This window comes from Moorena sp. SIO4G3, from assembly GCF_010692305.1.
Taxonomy (GTDB): domain Bacteria; phylum Cyanobacteriota; class Cyanobacteriia; order Cyanobacteriales; family Coleofasciculaceae; genus Moorena; species Moorena producens_A.
This window is the reverse complement of the sequence record NZ_JAAHIG010000143.1, coordinates 1-20,105: the sequence shown is the minus strand read 5'-3', so window position 1 is coordinate 20,105 and position 20,105 is coordinate 1. Positions and strand designations below refer to the sequence as shown.

Here is a 20,105-nt window from a genome sequence, read left to right as displayed (position 1 = left end):
TTTGTGAAGCCTATACGAGTAAAACCGTTAGTTGGACTGGGGAGCTGGTTAACATCGGCGGCAGCAAAATAATTAAATCAAAAGTTGATGGCCGATCTATGGATCGAGACATTAACGGCGCTCGTGGGATATTCCTGCGTTCGCGCAGCGTGGCCTACGGCCATGCCCTGGGAGATACCCCCTGGCTGAGAAATCAGCTTGCATTAGTGAGCCTTGATTTGCCTTTGGTAGATTTTGGTAGCTAAAAAGTATCGGTGCATACTCAAAACTCTATCCTAATCAACCCAATAATAAACCCAAGGGCGCTGGTGTACCAGCGTGGCATTGTAAACGGAAATGAACGCAATCCAACCCTCTCACTCAACTCGGGTACCATCAAAACCTCGCCGAAGAGTTCCTCGAATCAAGCACCGTCCGCAGCGACAGTCTTACGGGGCAGTTGCTGGTGAAACTACTGCTAAGTTACTTGTAAACCTAGTTCTCTGTGCTGCTGCCATTACCGCACTCATGGAACTATTACCTTATCATCTCTCACAGCAAGCCAAGTTGCGAGAAGTCAAACGAGAGGTGAAGCGAACTGAGACACGAGTGAATAACTTGCGCCGTGAATTCAGTCGCTCTTTTGACCCCAGGCAAGCCCAGAAAGTAATGCGAGAGCAAAGCTTACGACGTGATCCGAATCAGCTTCAAGTCGTCTGGCAAGATCCAGACTTAGGGGATGGAAATTAGTTATACTTCCGGTGGGCATAAACTGAGCTAAAGGTAATCGGTAGAGCAAGCTCTGTGCGTTCGCGCCCCGCGTGACCTACGGTCAATCCCGTAGCGTGGCCATAGGCCAATCCCATAAGCGCGGAAGCTTCCCGTGACTCCCGTAGCGTCTCCTAGGGAGAATCGCTGTTTGGGACGCAAGAGCTAACCACTAATCCCTTCAAGCTCTCAGTGGCTTAAGCAAATCATTGATCCAATTTTCCACTTTCTCGCGCAAGGAATCAGAAGAACCAGACAATGGCAGCCACTTCAAAGCCTTTTGATAGTCGCTGATGGCACAGTTCCAGTCACCCCTGAGATGGTAAGTACGCCCTCTCTGAGCATAGACATGGTCTTCCAGGCATCCTAGCATTAGAGCCATGTCAAGGTTTTCTAGGGCTAAATCGTACAATCCCAATTCCCGGAAGGTGATCGCTTGGTTAATCCAGGTGCGGATATTTCCCGGATTGAGATCAATAGCTTGCTCGTAGTCGGTGAGGGCTTCAGCCAGTTGCCCAACTGATGCATAATAATTAGCGCGATTGTTGTAAGCACTGTCCAATCTGGGATCAATTCGCAGTGCCTGATTGTAATCAAATAGAGCTTTGTAAGGCTGACCACTTTGGAAATACAGCAATCCCCGATTGTTGTAGTCTGATGCGCTGGTGGGATTGAGATTAATCAACTGGGTTAACAATGCGATCGCACTGCTGTAATCCCCTTGTTTCACTTTCGAGTTTGCTAAGGTGCGCAGGCTTTTCACAGAATGTATGTGGCTTTTTCTAGGCACTAGCTTCACTGGTGCTAAATGCCTGTGGTTTTTGCGGGACATTGGGAACCACTGTCGATTATGGTTTTGCCGATTTAGAAAAGTAGGAGCATTCATAATTGCCTCAACCTCATTTGCAGCCTATCTAGATTCAACCTTACGGCTAACAGCACCCAGCTGGTTGGTCTTAATGTGTCACTTATTCATGCGTCTTCGGTGTACCCAAGAAAACCATCCAGATTGTCCCTCGGACTTGGGACTCTTCTTTGAAGACTACAGCAGTAATATGACAGTTTCCTGAAAGACGAATTAATTTTGTTGGGATTCTTTTATAGAGGGGTTGGGAGTGGACACTGTTGGGAAGATGCACAATTCCTGACGGGGTTTTGGGTTTGGGGTTTGGGGTAGTGGTCTCATTACTGAACTGCAGGTATAGCACAAAGCGGATAGATATGTTCAAAATAGTATAGTTACTATTCCATAGCATCCACTCTCAGGAGGAAATCCTGTGTCATCCCTTCCCCCTTCAATTCCACCTGTGTCTTCGCCCCCAACCAACCAATGGCTGCGAATGGTAGGGATGTGGCTAGCAGTTGCTGTCATTGGTGCAGGGCTAGGTTGGTCATATCAAGAATGGCAAAGTTATCGAAATCTACTCTTACGCTTAGAAGAGGTTCAGAAGCACCGATCAGAACGGGAATATGAAAAATGCATCAATAAAGCCACTACTATTCCTAAAAAGTCGCCTATATATCAACAGACTCAGGTTATTTTCAATGAGTGCGCCGAGAAACTATTTGGCAAAGCTAAGATACTAGCTGCAGCGAACCAATTTAAAGACGCAATTATCGAGGCCAATAAGCTGACCCCAGATAGTGATCCTTACCAAGAGGCACAACAGTTAATTGATCAGTGGTCTAACAGCCTATTTCAGAAAGCTACCAAGCTGTATCAGGAACAAGGGAAGCTCAATGAAGCCATTGCTCTAACTCAGGTCATTCCTGAAACTAATCTAATTCGTCAAAGATTACCGGAGACCATTGCCCAATGGAAACAAGAGTGGGCTGTGAATGTATCGATTCGCAAACAAGCACTTCAAGCCCTGGAGGCAGGTCAATGGCAACAGGCTAAGCAAAACGCTAGGAGGGTGACCACTGGCTATTGGCAAAAGCAAGTTGAACCAATTATAGACAGGGCAGATGCGAAAATTTCTACCATAGAAGCCCACCAAGAAGCTCAACGAGTCAGACGACAAGCCCACCAAGAAGCTAAACGAGTCAGACAACAAGCCCAGCAAGAAGCTCAACGCATAGCCAGAGAAAAAGCACAACAAAAAGCTCAGCAGCAGGATCGACGTAGACAGCAATGCATTAAGCTGGTAACGAAATACACTGAAGAAAATGAGTGGGCTCTCAAAGAATACGAAAGGTTAAGATGTGATGATTTTCCCCATGAGCTATTTTAACCAAGCCATCGGGTTGTTCTTATCCTAGACACACTGGTCCTTTCCCATGGGCTTGATTAGGCATGATCCCACGATACGCTTAGGCACGCTTACCTTAGGCATTAAATATCAGAAGTTAACCCAACATCTAACACCTCAGACCTAACACCTGACACCTAATACCTAACACCTAACACCTAACCCTCAAAACTAAATTGACAGAGTAATAGCTTAGTTTGAGCCCCTGACTAGACCTTAGAGGCTCAAGGATTGCCATAATTTTTGTAAAGTATAATGAATGATTTATTTGCAACTACATGGCTGATATAACTGGCTGGGTGAATCTCCTCACCCCCTTACCATTCCTAGCCCCTGAACACCCTCTCCCATCCCTATTGGCAACAGCAACTGAAGCCACTGCTAATGAAGCAGAAAACGGTTCACTGGTTCTTGCAGGAGTGCTATTGAGTCTAGTGGTGATCTACTTCGCCAGTAAACTCGGAGGCGAAATTTGTGCTCGGATTAACTTACCACCGGTATTAGGGGAATTGGTCGGTGGTGTAGTTGTCGGGGTTTCTGCTCTAAATCTGCTAGTTTTCCCAGAAGGGGGCAGTGCGGCTAGCAATTCCGTAATGATGAGCTTTCTCCAAACTACCGCTGGTCTAACCCCAGAAGCTACCAACTCAGTATTTCAGTCTACTAGCGAGGTGATTTCCGTCTTAGCGGAACTCGGCGTGATCATCCTGTTATTTGAAATTGGACTAGAGTCTGACCTCAAAGAACTGATCCGTGTTGGTCCGCAGGCCGCTGTAGTAGCTGTAGTTGGGGTGGTTGTTCCCTTTGCTGCTGGTACTGCTGGTTTAGCTTACCTATTTCATATTTCTGCTGTTCCTGCTATTTTTGCTGGTGCTGCCCTAACTGCCACTAGTATCGGGATTACCGCTAAAGTCCTAGCAGAAATTGGACAGCTGAGTTCTAAAGAAGGGCAAATTATCATTGGTGCTGCCGTACTCGATGATGTCTTAGGAATTATTGTCCTGGCTGTGGTGGCTAGTCTGGCAAAAACTGGGGAAGTCGTGATCACTAATGTGATCTATTTGATTATTAGTGCTGGTGTCTTCCTAGTTGGAGCAATTCTAATCGGTCGCTTCCTCGGTCCGTATTTCGTTGCCTTGGTCAAGGAAATGAAAACTCGAGGTCAGGTATTACTGACAGCACTCATTTTTGCCTTTGTCTTGTCCTATATTGCCACAGCTATCCAATTAGAAGCCATTTTAGGAGCCTTTGCTGCTGGGCTGGTCTTAGCAGAAACGGATAAGCGTCGAGAATTGGAAGAACAGGTCCTACCAGTGGCAGATATACTTGTGCCCATCTTCTTTGTTACAGTGGGAGCCAAAACTGATTTGAGTGTGCTTAACCCAGCAGTTCCCAGTAATCGCGAGGGTTTGATCTTGGCAACTTTCCTGATTGTGGTGGCAATTCTTGGTAAGGTGATCACAGGATTGACAGTCTTTGGTCAATCAGGAATTAACCGTCTGGCTATTGGGGTTGGCATGATTCCCAGAGGTGAAGTGGGGCTAGTCTTTGCTGGTGTTGGTTCAGCAAGTGGTGCTCTTTCAGAAGCCACTGAAGCAGCGATTATCATGATGGTTATCTTAACGACTTTTATCGCTCCGCCTTTGTTGCGGTTGGTCTTTCAAGAGCCATCTGAGCCGGTGGAAACAGCTGGAGAGTCTTGAGACTTTTTCTAATGGTATCTGAGCTGGCTGAGTGAAGACAATTATTGATGCAGGATTCTTGAAGAATCCTGTTCAATTTAGTTGATTGTGTATGCTTTAAGATTTGAGCTAAGTGTGTTAACTAAAACCAAATTTTCGATTCAGAGAAACCCGTGTATACTGAAACTCTTGAAACTTAACCAAGCTACTCTACGTCCGAGTCTGTTAACGGTTTTAATAAGATTAATCTGATTAATCTTATTAGTCAAACAGACGCTTACATTGGTTGACTGGGCTATTAATTAGGGGTATTCATCGTGAGCGGTTAGGGATTAGCGGTTAACTATAGCCTACTATAGGCAGCTGTTAGGGTCTAATACTTAACCGCTAACAGCTGCTATAACCAATTGCTATAACCAATTGCTATAACCAATTACCTAATATACATGATACAGGAGTAATAATTGTGAGGTTTCGCTGGCTACTGCTACTCTCCAGCTCTTTGACATTTTCTCTATTTTCATTGGCGGCTCAAGCCCGTGAACTACTATTTTGGCAATATGATCGCAATCAGAATCGCCTGGAATTTACCACTGATGTGGGTGTACAACCCACAGCCCAACTCATTTCTAATCCTACCCGGTTAGTCATTGATTTACCGGGAATTAACGTCGGAGGTCCATCAACAAATCAGCGTCTAAGCGGGGCGATTCGAGAAGTGCGAGTGGGTCAATTTGAGAGACAAACCACTCGGATTGTGGTTGAATTGGCTCCTGGTTACACTATAGACCCCCAGCAGGTAAAATTTAGGGGTATTAGCCCCAATCAGTGGACTGTACAATTACCTCAGCCTTATCGAGGGTCATTGCCGGTTCTGCCTAACCCAGCACCGCCATCCCTACCACCAGCTCAGCCACCGACTCGCACTCAATCCCCTCCACCACGGCCAACTATTCCAAGATCAAATCCAACTATTCCGAGATCCAATCCGGGGATTCGCCGCCAAGGCTTTGAGATCAATAGAAATGGATTTTTTGTCAGTACCGATGGTGGGAAACCTATCATTCAAATCGAACGAAGTCGCAATAACCGCCGCATTAACATCGACCTAGAAGGGGTTACGATTCCCGAGAGTTTGTTAGGGGAGGATTTGGATGTAAATCGCTACGGGGTTAGCAAAATCGAGTTTGAAAAGAAAAAAGAGTCCCCACCGATTGTCCGGATGACCCTGAATGTGGATAGTGACAGCCCTGATTGGCTGGCATCGTTCAGTGAAAGATTGGGAGGGGTGTTGATTTTCCCTAGGGGAATCCCAGCTCAACGCTTAGATAATGGACCAACATCCAAAGTGCCAACGAAACCGATTCAATCTCGTGGCTCGGCTAATATCGGTAAGTTAGCCACCATTGGGTCAGTGGAACTGGCTAGTAATCAGACTCAGCTGTTGATTAAGGCTAACCAACGGGTCAGAGCCACTAGCAAATGGGATCCTCGTTCAAAGGCTTACCAAATTACTATACCGAATGCCAAACTAGCTGAGAAGTTCAGTGGCCCTCAACTTAATCCCACTAGTCCCGTATCAGAGGTGATGGTACGGCAGGAGGACAAAAACACGGTGCTGATTTTGGTACAGCCATCAAACGGTACCCGGATTGGTAGCCTCAATCAGCTCAATGATCAGCTGTTGGCTCTGCAACTGAGACCATTGATATCACGCAGGCCAACCAGGATACCCCCCCGCTCGATTTCTGTGCCACCGCCTCACTCGATTCCTGTGCCACCGCCTAACCGGACTCGCCCACCAATTCCCAGACGTCGGGTTCCCAAAGAGCGCCTGGTAGTGGTCATTGATGCCGGACACGGTGGCAAAGACCCTGGTGCTATTGGTATTGGGGGTATACAAGAAAAAGATGTTAATTTGTCGATTTCCCGACAGGTGGAAGCGCTGTTGGAAAAACAGGGGATCCAGGTTGTCATGACTCGCTCAGATGACCGATTCATCAGTCTGGATGGACGAGTTCAAGTGGCAGAACGGACGGATGCTGATTTATTTGTCAGCATCCACGCCAATGCTATCGGGGGTAAGCGACCGGATGTGAATGGATTAGAGACTTACTACTACTCTACTGGTCAGAGTCTTGCCCAAACCATCCACTACACTATCTTGCGGAGCGTGGATATTAGTGACCGACGTACCCGACGGGCGAGGTTTTATGTGCTCAGGAAAACCTCCATGCCAGCAGTTTTGGTAGAAGTTGGTTTTCTAACTGGCTATGAAGACTCAGCTAAACTAAAAACTGCCGCCTATCGCAGCCAGATGGCTAGAGCGATCGCTCGTGGCATCCTCCTATATATTCGGCAAAATCGGTTATATTCGGCAGAATCGGTTGACCTAAGTTAAGTTCTGATATTTTGTCAATTCTTAATTGATAATTGCTAACCTATAATTTAACGATTTTCTTGTTTTGAGCGAACTCAAGTAATCTGTTTATTACCCCTGGGTGGGTAGGTGCCAATTCTTAGCCAATGATCAATAACCCAATTTTGATCTCTCGAACTCAACCCCAGAGTCGTCCTATCGGGATTTTCGACAGTGGTGTGGGGGGTCTGACCGTTCTGAGGGAACTATACAAACAACTACCATCCGAATCAATTATTTACTTTGCGGACACAGCAAGGCTACCCTACGGTACCAGGTCTGCGGATGAAATCGTGCAGTTCGGCTTCGAGATTCTTAGCTGGATGGTGCAACAGGAGGTCAAAATGGTGGTGATGGCCTGCAATACCAGTTCGGCTCTGGCATTGGAAACTCTGCGTAGTGAGTATGACATCCCAATTCTGGGGCTGATTCTACCGGGTGCCCGTGCAGCGCTCCACCAAGGTCGTCGGATTGGGGTAATTGCTACACCAGCTACGGCTGCCAGCAATGCTTATCGAAATGCTATTTTAGAGGTTGAACCAACGGCTCAGGTCTGGCAAGTGGGTTGTCCGGAGTTTGTGCCATTAGTGGAGGAAAATCGCTTGTGCGAACCCTACACTACAGCGGTAGCACGGCAGTACCTAGAACCTTTGCTAGCAGCCCAAATCGATACCCTAGTTTATGGCTGTACTCATTATCCCCATCTAGAACCGATCCTGCGGGAAATATTACCCCCAGACGTTAAATTGGTAGACCCAGCAAAATACGTTGTTGCTGCTGCTGCTCAAGAACTCGATTTAATTGGAGGGCGGAATACTGGGGAGGCAATACCAACTCGCTTTGGGGTCAGCGGTTGTCCTCAACAGTTTGCCCAACAGTCCCTACAATGGCTGGGTTACACTCCAACAGTTGAAAAAATACACCTACCACAGGTCTCAATGCCTACGATACCTTTAGGTGCCACCCATGATGGCGAGTAATCCCTTGACCGTAGGTCACGCTACGCGAACGCCATCACCGAAAGCGCACCTTTAGCTGGCAGGCATTAGAAGCCCCACACCTAATGCGCAGCATAGGTGTGGGATGAATTTTGCACAGAGTATGTATGGAATTGCTATAATATATTTACTGATAAACAAAGCCGTTCGCGTAGCGTGGCCAAAGGCCTTAAATGCTGGTTTGTCAGCTATTTAACTAGCAAAAAAATCGAATTTTTGTATTGTTCCGGCGCGGAGGGGCATCCCGTGTCGTTAATAAAGCTTGCCGAGTATCCGAACCGTTGGGTGGAGTTGGCAAGAAGCCCACACTGACCTTACAGGTTCAGTGTGGGAGTATGTCACAATCGGTAGATTGATCAATAATAGACCGATTTTTTTGACCATAAATTTGCTTGTGGAGGCAATTGTCACCGCATCCCATTTCCCTTAGGTGAAGTCGTTGCTCAGAGGCGATTTCACCTAAGTTAGTTATTATCATGATTAATTTTTCGCAATTTTTTCGGTCAAATTAACCCCTTTAAGTCACCATGGGCTATTTCAAACTTTAGTAAGTTAACGATAGGGGGATAGGGAAATAAACTAAAATTTCCCGAAGAATGCCCAAATAAGGTCGTTAAAATCTGACGAATTAGCCGCCTTCAATCAACTTTTCTCACTAACAATTTGTTAACAGCCTTCGATAAAGGTTAGATAAATTTCCCCAAAATCCCGAGTATTCGTCCAAAATTATCCCCATTTCCCCATCTCCCCATCCTTACAAGGGTAGGTTTTTTACAAAGGGGCAAGTATGTACTTTGATTACGTATAAATTCTTCAAAATATGTATCAAAATATATAAACAAAACCGGGATAATTCTCCCCATTTCCCGCTTTTCCCGACTCCCGATTCCCGATTCCCGATTCCCGATTCCCGATTCCCGATTCCCGACTCCCGATTCCCGATTCCCGATTCCCGACTCCCGATTCCCGATTCCCGACTCCCGATTCCCGACTCCCGACCCAAATCTAAAAAACCTACCCCTGTGAGGTTAGGTTTGGAGTTAACTTTTTTAGATTGGTTGAAAAGTCACGTCTGTGATTACTTCTGTATCCGTTGCTACTCTGTTGTGAAAGAACTACCCGCTCATTGAAACCTTGACCCATAAAAAAGCGGTTGATTTCGGATAATGAAAGACGATCGGTTTGATGTTCTCCCCAATAAAACAGTTCTTCCTCATAGTCTTCTCTTTCTGGAATGACCACTTTGCATGGCAAAGGTCGAAAGCCAATTTTTTCCATGGCTTTTTTGGATGGGATGTTATGTTTATAGGCTTTGGCGTAACAACAGCGCAAACCTAAATAACGGCTAGCCCAATCAAGCATAATCCTTACCGCTTGAGACCCATAACCATTTCCTTGAAAATCTGTACCTAACCAGTAGTAAAAAAAGCCAATCCGTTGAGATATTTCCAGACCTACAGAACCGATAAACCCCCAATATTTATGGTTGACAGCAAACTGATATTTTGTTGATTTGGTCTGGTTTGTCTTGAGCCATTCCTGCCAGTCTTCTTCTTCGTCAAAGTCCGGTAGGTTACACAATTCGGCTATATTGGGGTCGGCGTATTGCCATAAAAAATCGTCTTCGTGGTAAGTTTGTAAAGGAGTTAGTAGTAGTTGGTCCGAGCGGAGTGTTTCAACTCCTTTGGGTAAGCCCTTTGTTCGTAATTGTAATTGCTGGTACTCCTCGATTAATTGCTGGCGATCGCTACTCTGGATTACCCGTTGTAAGGTTTTTTCAGCAGAATCAAACATGCCTAGCTGTTGATAGGCTCTGCTGAGCAAGCGTAGGTTGTCTATACTGTGAGGTGGTAGCTTGTAGCCGGATACTGCTTTATCCAGACGATTTTGGTATTCTTCGCAGCAATAAATTATTAAAGGCCAGTCCTTTAGGTGTTTGCTGGCTTTGATTAATTGGAGGATACTTGTTGTGGGTAGATTGGCGATGATTGGTTTGTTTTCTGCTAGGTTGTGGTTTGGGAAGAATTTATCCCGTATAAAAGTAATGTAATTTTGTCTTTCGTGGGGATTAATTTTTTTTTGATATAGGGTTTTGATTTTGTGCCGCCAGTTGGTTGGGGCGGTATGATTACTCATAATGGTTTTATCTAATAAAATCACAATTAATAAATAACGAGTAACGAGTAATAAGTAATGAGTAACAAATAGCAAATGACAGCAGAATATATAATAAATCTTTATTCGAAGGAGAAAATTACCCCACAAAAATGGGGAGTGTTGAGAAAATCATGTCCAAGGGGGCTGCTATCTTAAATTCTTCGTTAGTAAAAATGTTAGTAAAAATGGACATTTACACAAAAATCTGATCGCTCCCTAAAGGTCAAACCCATCTTAGTCTAACTTATTACTTGTTACTCGTTACTTGTTACTTGTCTTATTGTGGTTGTTGGGTTTCATTCTTCAACCCAACCTACGCTACTTATTTTGGCCTAATTAATTGTTTAAGTCCCGTTAATCCAGCAAGTTCGGTAAGGGGTGGTGCGTTCCAGATAGATGATAAATATCGAGATAGAGCTTGTGTAAAGGAACGCACCATACAAGAGCGATCGTACTGTTGACGGCATTATCTATCCGTAAAACCGTAGCCTGTCCCTTGTCGGTTTCACCAGGTTTTTAACTTTTGATCGATTATTTTTAATGCGGCGACTTGCAATTCCGGGCTGGCGTCAGTTTCGGCGCCATTCAACATTATATTTTGTTTGAGCTTATTATTGGTCAAGGCCTCTGCCACTTTACGGGCATCAGCCACACGATTGTTAGCAATTAATTCGTTCATATATATCATAATGTTGCCTGCTAATTCCTTGCGGGTGATGTCCTTCTTTTTCAAAGACCCACCTGCTCTATTTGCTGCTAATGAAGAGGCGACTAATGCAGCTGTTCCAAAGACCACAGGCGCTGCGATACCTCCAGTGCTGAAAATGAGCAAAACTCCACCCGTAAAAACTATGGCGCCGCCAACCGCTTGTATCAGAGCGCGATTTCTTTTTCTTTTAATTCTTTTTTTAATCTCAGTTTGGATTTTTTGGTCTTCAATTGAGGAGGCGCCGCCGAGTCGTTTCTGAGTACGACCTGCTTTCCATACACTGTGCGCGACAACGCCAGCTCCCAGAACTACTGAGGAAACACCCGTCGCCAAAGTTGCGCCTGTTGCAACTGATGTCGCTGTTGTCGATCCAGAACCCGCAGCTTCGGCAATTGTAACCCCTGATTTGACGGCGCTACTCGCATTTTTGGTAACGCTCGCAGCTACTTTACCACCTGTCAGCACAGTTCTGGTCGTCACTCCATTTTTTCTCAGTGCATCGATAAATTTCAAAGAATCGCCAAAATCTTCAATCAGTCCAAATATATGGCTATCAGCAAAAACTCCCTTCGCAATTCCACCTGTCGCATCACTTGCAACCCCGGCTTCACTGACCACTTTAACGGCTGTCGCTAATGATCTGGCGAGGTCTTTAATGGACGCCTTTTTATAGGTTTCTCCAGAAGAAATAGCTTGTTCAAACGCTTGTTTGAATTTGTTTGCTAAAGTTGGATCAATCTTATTGAGTTGCGCCTCCAGTTCGTTGGCTTTTGCTACTACTCTTTGTAATTCGAGCATAGCGATTTCTGTATCTGGCTTAAGGTAACGTTTAATGTTATCCTTAACAGCCAATAAAACCGCTTGCCTAGTTGCATCTTTGGAATCACCCAAGTAGGATATTGCTACTGTGTCTAATTTATTGAGGGCATCCACAACCTTTTCCCGATCAAGATCTGAAATTGGCGGATTTTTTTTCTTAACTTTACTAATTATGTCACGGGTTTTGGTGACTTGTTCTAAGACACGAGTATGTTTTTCTTTTTTCAGCTTCCTTTTATTAAATACTGTTTCAATATCATTTAAATTTTTCTCAATATTGTTGAGTTTTTCCTGACGATATTGAGCGATTTTATTTTCAACTTCATTTCCGCTGTCTGTTTCATCATCAACACCTATGGCTGATACTGAAAATTCATCAGCAACATTAGCATCAGGGTCATTACTGGATACCAACGGATCATCGGCTGCTGATTCAATATTTTCTACTGCTTCAACCAGACTTACACTCTTGCGTGACAGAAGTAGTGGCGCACTTTGAGACCTTTCAAGGGTAGCCTTCAACTTTTTGTCAGATTGTAGTTTGCTTGCTTGCTCAGCACTTAATTTTTGAGTATCGATAAAAGGATTATTTTCTATCTTATCAATTTCGTGTTTGACAGTACTGTGTAGTTCGTTTACGGCATCTGGCAGTAACTGACCCTTATCGTTAGCAGCGACTGAAACAATGGGAATGGTAATTTCCTGAATATCTGAAGAATCTGAATCAGCAAGCTGATCAAAATTAGGAAATCGCTTTTTATAGTTGTCTAATTCATCGAGAATGTCTTTATTCGCTGGAACTGAAAGATATCTGTTATCCTCCTGGTTAATAATAATATCAAGGTCCTCATCTTCATCAATAAGATCATTGTCTCCATCTTCATCATCGGACTGTTTTAATACTTCAATAAGAGCTTGACTTGATACAGCCGTATCGTCATCTATCTTACTAATGAGTTCATCAATCTTTTGAGGGTCGATTGTCTGGCCCAAAGCAATAGGTAATTTTTCAAGCGACCTACTGCGTTTCAGTTTTGTAGCTGGTTTTACATCGCTTTTTGGACTATCGATATCTGACAAACTTTTACGGCGTTGTAAATTTGAATTTACAGATAAATTAATTGAGTCGCCTATTGGAGCGCCATCTTGAGCATCAGAGATAACATCATTACTTTTTGCATCGGCATCACTGCGTAAATCAGTAATATCTACGTCTCGATCAATGCTATCGAGATCATCGGTTGTTTTGGCGCGGTCACTATCGTCCCGAAGCTTACGGTGACTAAGACCCGTATTAATATTGAGATCATCGGCACTGAAGCGTTGTTTTTTCTTACTGTTAGTTTGTCCACTTTTTCTGCTGAGACCTGACATGACTATTTTTCTCCTATTTAATAATTAATTAGACTGATTATTTAATTGCTGGCAAGCTTGGCCATACATAATGACTTTTTCCTCCTTTTTCACAGACCAACTAGGCGGAAGCAATTGACCTGTAATCACCGCCCTCCTGCCTTTGTGCCCGTTGAGCACGGCGCTGGGCAATATCGGCGGAGTCATCCCTGAGGGCAGTACGTCGGCGTTTACTTTCATGCTCTTCCACCACATCATCTGGGATAAATAACCCCTGAGCTTTCTCCTCAGAAGTCGCCTTGCTTTTTCGCGGTAGATAGGTCGTATTACCGTCCTTAGTAATTACCGCAAAAATTTTGCGATTGTTATCAATATCAAACTTTGGTGCGGCATTGGTCATAGCATTACCAGGACCAAGGGGAGCATTTTGACTAATCCACACATCCGGCACATACTGACCTTCCGAAAGCTCCTTAGCCGTGGCTTGACTCTTTTTCGGCCAGTACTGAGTACTACCATCATCAGCTTTCACCGCAAACAGATCCCGCTGATTGCCAAAGTCATATCTTGGCAGCTTGTTCAACACCTCCTCTACAATGGAATCTTGCTCGGGGATATATTTCCCCGCAAGCAATTCCCCATCTGTGGCTTCACTTTGGCGGGGTAGATATTCCGTCTTCTTGTTCCCAAACCAGTTTGTGGTAGTGGTGGCAAACAAAGTCCGTCCCGTGTTGGTATCTTTGACAGTCGGGCGGTTAAAATTCGCTGCCTCTTCGATTTGATTCACCGGATCTTTGGCTGCAAATCCCTCAAGATACCGACCTTCAGCCAGTTCCTGGGGGGTAGCTTCATTCTTTTTGGGTAAGTATTCAATTGTGCCATCCGCCGCTTTTGTGGCAAACAGTTTGCGTCCGCTATTATCCGGGTCAGTTTTGGGTGGTTGGTATAACTCCTCCCCCGCGATTGAAGCTTTTTCCGGGATATATTTCCCGGCATTTAATTCGTCAATGGTAGCTTCACTTTGGCGAGGGAGATATTCTGTCTTCTTTGTGCCAAGCAAACCAGTGGTTTCAGTGGCGAACAAAGTCCGACCAGTTCTTACCTCCGTAGAAGTGGGACTGTCATTACCCAATTCCGATGAATCTAAGACCTTATTCACTGGATCTTTGGCTGCAAAGCCTTCAAGATAGCGACCTTCCGCCAATTCCATAGCCGTGGCTTGATTTTTTCTGGGGAAGTATTGAATACTACCATCCGCCCCTTCTGTAGCAAACAATTTGCGTCCGCCATTTTCGGGGTCAGTTTTGGGTGGTTGCTCCAACTCTTCCCCAGCGACGGAATCTTTCTCGGGAATATATTTCCCGGCATTTAATTCGTCAACCGTAGCTTCGCTTTGTCGGGGGAGATATTCAGTCTTCTTTGTGCCAAGTAAACCAGTGGTTTCAGTAGCGAACAAAGTCCGACCAGTGTTGACATCCCTCACAGTGGGACGTTTATTCCCAAGCTGAGATGAATCTAAGACCTGATTTACCGGGTCTTTGGCAGCAAATCCCTCAAGATATCGACCTTCCGCCAATTCCTTGGCAGTAGCTTGATTTTTTTTGGGAAAGTATTGAACACTCCCATCTGCAGCTTTTGTGGCAAACAATTTGCGTCCGCCATTATCGGAGTCAATCTTGGGTGGTTGCTTTAACTCTTCCCCCGTGATGGGAGATTTCTCTGGGATATATTTCCCGGAACTCAATTCCAAAGCAGTGGCTTCACTTTGTCGGGGGAGATATTCGGTTTTTTCCTTACCTTTACTGTTGGTAGTAGTGGTGGCGAATAAAGTCCGACCAGTATTAACATCCTTTCGGGTAGGACGCTCAAACTTCGAGGCATCTGAGATGGTATTCACAGGTTCTTTTCGTACCGCTGCGTCTTCCACAAATGCACCCGACTTGATTTCGGAATCACTCGCTTGACTTCGGACAGGTAGGTATTGGGTAACTCCTCCTTTGGTTACAGGATAAATCATCCGACCTTTACCAAGGTCGTATGTGGGCTTTGGTTCTTTTTTTTGTTTAGCTTTACTAACATCCCCACTGGTATCTTGTCGCCTTAAACTAGGTGGTTTGCTGACTGTAAGGGACCCAGAATCGCTATTTTGTAAAGAATTTGCCCGTTTTTGACGCGCCTCACCTCCACCAGATGAGCGATCGCCCCTGCCACCAGTCGGTGGTGATAAACCCCTATTCTGTCGGTTATTTGTAGCACCACCGCTACGCTTGAGGGCATCTTGCTTGCGGCGGAACATTTTTTTCTTTTGCCTTAGGCTCATGGCCATGATATCACCTCCTTGATAAGTAATATAGCAATTATACGACTGGTGAGGTACAATTTTATGGTTTTTAGGGAGCAGGGAGCAGGGAGCAGGGAGCAGGGAGCAGGGAAGAGGGAAGAGGGAAAAACTAATGTGTACCTCATGAGTCCTAGAAACGCTATAAGTAATAAGTAATAAGTAATGGGTAACAAGTAGGACTTTTTGTCTCACAATCAAGCTGTATAACTGATTCTGGATATGGTTTCGCCCCCCTAGCCCCCCAATTCTGGGGGGAACAAAACTCTTAAAGTCCCCCAAAGTTGGGGGACCAACGGGGGCTTTAATAAAACCAGATAATCGCGCATTCATTCCTTAATTCAGCAACGCCCACAATCAAGCTGTGTAACTGATTCTGGATATGGTTTCGCCCCCCTAGCCCCCCAATTCTGGGGGGAACAAAACTCTTAAAGTCCCCCAAAGTTGGGGGACCAACGGGGGCTTTAATAAAACCAGATAATCGCGCATTCATTCCTTAATTCAGCAACGCCCACAATCAAGCTGTGTAACTGATTAAGTTGTACAGCTTGATTGTGAAATCATCATAAAAACTTGCTATTTCTCCTTGTTACTTATTACTTTAGGATTTACGCAATTTTCAGAAGACCTTGGTTGGTGCGTGACACGAAAACCGGTATTGATCGTTTACAATCAAGCCTAGTGTCACAGCACCCTACGAGCTTGGTTGGTGCGTGACACGAAAACCGGTATTGATCGTTTACAATCAAGCCTAGTGTCACAGCACCCTACGAGCTTATTACTTATTACTTATTACTTTAAATCTTCGCCTTGTAAACCAAGACCATCTCCGCATTCTCCAAACTGCTGGCATCGCCCCTGACAGTAAATTTCCACTCACTGCCCCTTTGACCAACACTGAGAGTAGTTGGTTGTAGATAGGTGTTATTCGGTACTTGTAAATTGTCATTGATGGTAAAGAACGCCCCACCCTGACCGTTTTTGTATTCATAGCGAATTAACAACCCAATAATTTTGCTGCTACTCATATTGGGGAACATATCCTGAGTAAAGGTGATGCTCACATCATTGGTTTCGCCTTCGGTCAAAGCAGCCCACTCATCGGTGAAATTATAAGCCAGGTCAAAGAAGCTGGTAGCATTATAGGGCTTGAGCACACCTTTGACTTCGTTAGCAAAGCGGCTACCACCTTGTTTGGCGGTGTAACGTAGCTTAATTGTGACATCAAGCAAATCCTTTGGATTGTAATCGCCTTTCTTACCATTTAGTTCCAAGTTCCAGTTAGAAACAGCACCAGTACCTTCAAAAGGTAGATAGCGTTCATCACCAAAGTTCAACTCAAACATACCGCTGTTCTCGGTATACTGGTCCACATGGGACAGAGCCACCTGCTGATTGGCTCGCCAATCTGCACGGACGTTGGCAGTTGCCTCATTAGCGGGATCCATCAGGTGTTTCACTGCTTTGATATCGGTATCCATCACCAGTTTACTGCTGAGCTGGGTTAGGGTAGCATTTACCTTCTGACCTTCGCCAACATTAAAAGCCAGAGAAACTGCTTTGATTTGACGGTTGTAATGACCGGGGAAATCGTAATCGAACAACTCCTCACTCAAGCGGAAGGTGCAGGAACCTTTGGTTTTTAGTTGCAACAACGCCAGGGGGTCCATTTCCAACAGTGAAATAGTCTTGGTTATTTCCAGACGACGACTGTCCATTGAGCCATAAGCTTTTTCCATGCGATCGAGATCCAGCTCTAAGGTAGATCCACTGAGCAGACCTTGATACTGGTTTTCCCAGTACATGCCATTGATATAGTTAACTTCACCCGCCTTAATACCTTTTTCAAAAATAAAGGCTTGCTCGGCTTTTTTGGCGTAATCGTGGGCTAATTTAAAAGTCTGGAAGAATAAACCGGAGATTTTGCTGCTCATCCAGCTATAGAGCTGCATATTGGAAAACTTACTCTTCATGAACTTGGTAATAACTTCGTTATTTTCAATGTCCTTCTCATGCTGGAGCAATTCGATTTCTGACATTTTGATCCGGTGTTCTTGGGCTGCAATTTGATAGTCGAGCTGGATCGCTTCGCTGGCAGCCATCTCTTTCTGCAACTCCCACTCTTGCTTAGAACGTTTAAACTGGGCAGCCACCCCGGACATCTCGCCGAACATGCTAAGACCTTCAGCAGTGGTCTGAACCGCTTCGCCAAATCGAGTCATCATATCGCCGACGTTTTTCCCACCAGCAGTAGCCCCGAAACTAAAGGCACCTAAGGTAATTTGCGGTGCAACGTAGGACAAACCACTGGCAATCTGACCCAGGGAAATCACTTGGTGCATTATAGCAGCACTCATCATCAGATCGAGTTGGTATTTCTCTTCTCGCAGATACCCATCAGAGATTAGGTTTTCGTAGTGATTTATCTGAGCTATGGCACTGTTTTTGGTTTCCTTGAGGTTCGCGAGGGATTCTTTTGCTTCCTTGATTTGTTCTTTTTTCAAGGAGGTAACTATGTCCAAAATCATCGCGCTCTGCTTGTTTTGCATCAAGCTGAGTTCTTCCGAGTCTTTCTTCTCCAGGACTGAGAGCAGGTTGTCACTGAAGCTTTTGAGCTTGCCAACCAAATCGCGAGCTTTGGCCATCATTGAACTGAAGCGGTAATCTGGCACACTTGCTGCACCAGCAGCGGCCATTGTGGCAGCAGTTATACCACCCCCACTGGCAGCCGCATTTACTAGAGCCATGGGATCGATTGGGGGCTGGAACAACGGTAATGGTTGAGCTACACCATCAATATTCAGGCTGGCACGGATTTTACCAAGTCGGTCTTCCACCCGCGTCCAGTATTCTGTAAACAGTTCATTTTCTTTAATAAAGAAATAGGGATTGGTGACGGTATCGAACTGAGTGGCCGCAAAACTCAGACTTTGTTCATTTACCATGCCGTCAGTGGTGCTGTTTTCCAGGTCAATTAGAAAATCGTAGGCCTCCGACGGTTCTACCTGATTACCATCTTCGTCTGTGTATAAACTGTTATAGCTTTGGGTGGGTTCCAACACCACACGACCCATATTCTCCGGTTTTTCACCTAGGAGGTCGTAGGCAAGGATGTAAAGCATACGCGCTTCGTTAATGCTTTCGCGGGTGTACTGACGGAACAGCATGTCCCCCCAGTCAAGCAAGTTATCGATATAGCGCATGACAATGGCTTTGCGATAAGCAAGGGGACGCAGGTCAGCAATGGCATGGGGGTCGAAGGGGTCTTCGAGGTACACAGTAAGCTGAGCGTTGTAGTTGCTCATTAAGTCGATGCGGAAGTCGAGCTTTTTGAGGATTTCCATCACTTCCTGCATTTCGCTTACCCAAGTATTGAGTAATTCACTATCACTTGTAGATGCAGTAATATTACCATTACTCAGATATGAACTAAGGTTTGATATTACCGTATTCAATTCTGAGAATTCTTGCCAGCTTTCAATTTCGGCCAAATCTTTACCAGAACTTTTTTCATATAAGTCTTGGTTCAATAGCCCCAAGAACACTTCTTGAAAAGGTGCTAGTACAGTAGCCATACTTTCCACTACATCACTAGCATTTGATACAGTGGACTCTACTTCGCTTGCGCTTACACCGTCTATTTCATTTACGTTTACAGTTCCTTCTTCAGTTCCTTCATTGAACAAAGTTACAAATTCGTCCATATCATAGGACAAACTGGCCATTAGTGCATCCGGGTCAGCAGCCAGGAAGGGCAAGAACTTCCAGTAATCTGAGGTTTCGGTGGGGTCGAAAATATATTCGTACCACTCCTTGGCATACTCAAATTGCTGTTCCGTATTAAGGGTTTGTGCAATCAGGAAAGGAGCATGGAAGAACACTTCCCAATAATAAATGCCGTTGGCACTGTTAAAGTCAAGATGACTGTTGGTTGGCTCCGTGCTGAACTTGTCTGGGCTCATCTTGATATTATAAGGCGTAGACTCCCCATCCTTTGTGAGGGTGGGGGATTCATTAATCTCCTGAGTTGACAGTTTCAACAGTTCATCAATACCATCGGCAAACAGCAGTTGGTTGAGTTGTTCCGCAGTGCTGGAAGTGAGGCGAATTAACTCATAGTTTACGTCCTTGATTTCGTAAGGCTGAGCTTGCTCATCATTACTCATTTCGTACTTGATGTAGGCATTACCTTTTATCAGGTACAGAGTTTCAATGTTCCCATCGACATGGTTTAGGGATGCAGAGAGACCGGAATCACGAATCTCTGAAGGAAGATTGCCCCAACTACCCACAATTGGTGATGCGGTGCCTAGTTCAATTGTATCATTTTCTTCGAGACGATAGTATTCCGTGCCGGAGAACAGATAAACATAATTGTTGATTACAAAAGCAGCATCGATATTACTGTTGGTATCGCCATAGGTTTTGGGATATTCATCTTCGATGTAATCGGGAACCGTATCCCATACCCCGTCATTGGCACTACTTTTCAGGGCGTAGCGATAGTATTCATAAATATGAATGGTTAAAAGAATTTTTAGAGTTACCCAATGGTATTCCTTCTCACGACACATTTAGTCGTGTATTTGCCCGAATAAATCCGGAGGAGTTTCAAAATGGTTTCTTAAGTTGGG

Annotated in this window: 13 protein-coding genes and 2 pseudogenes; 8 read left to right on the top strand and 7 right to left on the bottom strand. The window is 44.9% G+C overall.

Translation table 11 applies throughout. The features are described 5' to 3' along the window. Together F6J99_RS23210 and F6J99_RS23205 are read left to right on the top strand one after the other, a co-directional pair. Positions 1-245, top strand: a pseudogene (locus tag F6J99_RS23210) (RNA-guided endonuclease TnpB family protein); the annotation flags it as partial. A 91-nt stretch (positions 246-336) separates the two neighbouring features. Next, complete coding sequence (locus F6J99_RS23205) at positions 337-729, top strand: hypothetical protein (RefSeq protein ID WP_293115713.1); 393 nt, start codon at positions 337-339, stop codon at positions 727-729. Positions 730-756: 27 nt separating this feature from the next. Here the strand turns inward: F6J99_RS23205 and F6J99_RS23200 are convergent, their stop codons facing one another. Together F6J99_RS23200 and F6J99_RS23195 are read right to left on the bottom strand one after the other, a co-directional pair. Further along, positions 757-909 (bottom strand): hypothetical protein, encoded by a 153-nt coding sequence (locus F6J99_RS23200; RefSeq protein ID WP_293060372.1) that lies wholly within the window; start codon positions 907-909, stop codon positions 757-759. 19 nt (positions 910-928) lie between these two features. Then, complete coding sequence (locus F6J99_RS23195; RefSeq protein WP_070393684.1) at positions 929-1,633, bottom strand: tetratricopeptide repeat protein; 705 nt, start codon at positions 1,631-1,633, stop codon at positions 929-931. A 391-nt stretch (positions 1,634-2,024) separates the two neighbouring features. Between F6J99_RS23195 and F6J99_RS23190 the strand changes: the two genes are divergently transcribed. From F6J99_RS23190 to F6J99_RS23170, 5 genes are all read left to right on the top strand, one after another. After that, positions 2,025-2,981, top strand: a complete 957-nt coding sequence (locus F6J99_RS23190; protein WP_293115711.1) for a hypothetical protein — start codon at positions 2,025-2,027, stop codon at positions 2,979-2,981. 296 nt (positions 2,982-3,277) lie between these two features. Further along, positions 3,278-4,699 carry a cation:proton antiporter gene (locus F6J99_RS23185; protein ID WP_293115709.1) on the top strand — a complete coding sequence of 474 codons (1,422 nt, stop codon included), beginning with the start codon at positions 3,278-3,280 and terminating at the stop codon, positions 4,697-4,699. 445 nt (positions 4,700-5,144) lie between these two features. Next, a complete protein-coding gene (locus tag F6J99_RS23180; RefSeq protein ID WP_293115707.1) occupies positions 5,145-7,079 on the top strand; it encodes an N-acetylmuramoyl-L-alanine amidase in 1,935 nt (644 codons plus the stop codon). A 125-nt stretch (positions 7,080-7,204) separates the two neighbouring features. Beyond that, the gene (murI, locus tag F6J99_RS23175) at positions 7,205-8,077 is read left to right on the top strand and encodes a glutamate racemase (RefSeq protein WP_293115705.1); all 873 of its coding nucleotides are present in this window, start codon (positions 7,205-7,207) and stop codon (positions 8,075-8,077) included. A gap of 812 nt (positions 8,078-8,889) precedes the next feature. After that, positions 8,890-9,225 (top strand): hypothetical protein, encoded by a 336-nt coding sequence (locus F6J99_RS23170; protein ID WP_293115703.1) that lies wholly within the window; start codon positions 8,890-8,892, stop codon positions 9,223-9,225. Here the strand turns inward: F6J99_RS23170 and F6J99_RS23165 are convergent. The 5 genes from F6J99_RS23165 to F6J99_RS23145 all read right to left on the bottom strand — a co-directional run bounded on the left by F6J99_RS23165 (position 9,110) and on the right by F6J99_RS23145 (position 19,871). After that, complete coding sequence (locus F6J99_RS23165; protein ID WP_293115701.1) at positions 9,110-10,231, bottom strand: GNAT family N-acetyltransferase; 1,122 nt, start codon at positions 10,229-10,231, stop codon at positions 9,110-9,112. The two genes, F6J99_RS23170 and F6J99_RS23165, sit on opposite strands and share 116 nt — an antisense overlap. Before the next feature lie 526 nt (positions 10,232-10,757). Then, positions 10,758-13,154 (bottom strand): hypothetical protein, encoded by a 2,397-nt coding sequence (locus tag F6J99_RS23160; protein WP_293115699.1) that lies wholly within the window; start codon positions 13,152-13,154, stop codon positions 10,758-10,760. Between the two features lie 100 nt (positions 13,155-13,254). Beyond that, positions 13,255-15,459, bottom strand: a complete 2,205-nt coding sequence (locus F6J99_RS23155; protein WP_293115697.1) for a hypothetical protein — start codon at positions 15,457-15,459, stop codon at positions 13,255-13,257. Next, positions 15,450-15,599, bottom strand: a complete 150-nt coding sequence (locus F6J99_RS23150) for a hypothetical protein (RefSeq protein ID WP_293115695.1) — start codon at positions 15,597-15,599, stop codon at positions 15,450-15,452. The genes F6J99_RS23155 and F6J99_RS23150 overlap by 10 nt, the downstream gene beginning before the upstream one ends. A gap of 669 nt (positions 15,600-16,268) precedes the next feature. After that, on the bottom strand, positions 16,269-19,871 hold the full coding sequence (locus tag F6J99_RS23145) for a hemopexin repeat-containing protein (RefSeq protein WP_293115717.1): 3,603 nt from the start codon (positions 19,869-19,871) through the stop codon (positions 16,269-16,271). A gap of 113 nt (positions 19,872-19,984) precedes the next feature. Between F6J99_RS23145 and F6J99_RS23140 the strand changes: the two are divergent. After that, a pseudogene (locus F6J99_RS23140) lies at positions 19,985-20,105 on the top strand (transposase family protein); the annotation flags it as partial.

Excerpts from the sequence above, each read along its gene's own strand:
- F6J99_RS23155 (WP_293115697.1), bottom strand. The coding sequence starts at position 15,459 with ATGGCCATGAGCCTAAGGCAAAAGAAAAAAATGTTCCGCCGCAAGCAA.
- F6J99_RS23205 (WP_293115713.1), top strand. The coding sequence starts at position 337 with ATGAACGCAATCCAACCCTCTCACTCAACTCGGGTACCATCAAAACCT.
- murI (WP_293115705.1), top strand. The coding sequence starts at position 7,205 with ATGATCAATAACCCAATTTTGATCTCTCGAACTCAACCCCAGAGTCGT.
- F6J99_RS23185 (WP_293115709.1), top strand. The coding sequence starts at position 3,278 with ATGGCTGATATAACTGGCTGGGTGAATCTCCTCACCCCCTTACCATTC.
- F6J99_RS23195 (WP_070393684.1), bottom strand. The coding sequence starts at position 1,633 with ATGAATGCTCCTACTTTTCTAAATCGGCAAAACCATAATCGACAGTGG.
- F6J99_RS23150 (WP_293115695.1), bottom strand. The coding sequence starts at position 15,599 with ATGAGGTACACATTAGTTTTTCCCTCTTCCCTCTTCCCTGCTCCCTGC.
- F6J99_RS23165 (WP_293115701.1), bottom strand. The coding sequence starts at position 10,231 with ATGAGTAATCATACCGCCCCAACCAACTGGCGGCACAAAATCAAAACC.
- F6J99_RS23160 (WP_293115699.1), bottom strand. The coding sequence starts at position 13,154 with ATGTCAGGTCTCAGCAGAAAAAGTGGACAAACTAACAGTAAGAAAAAA.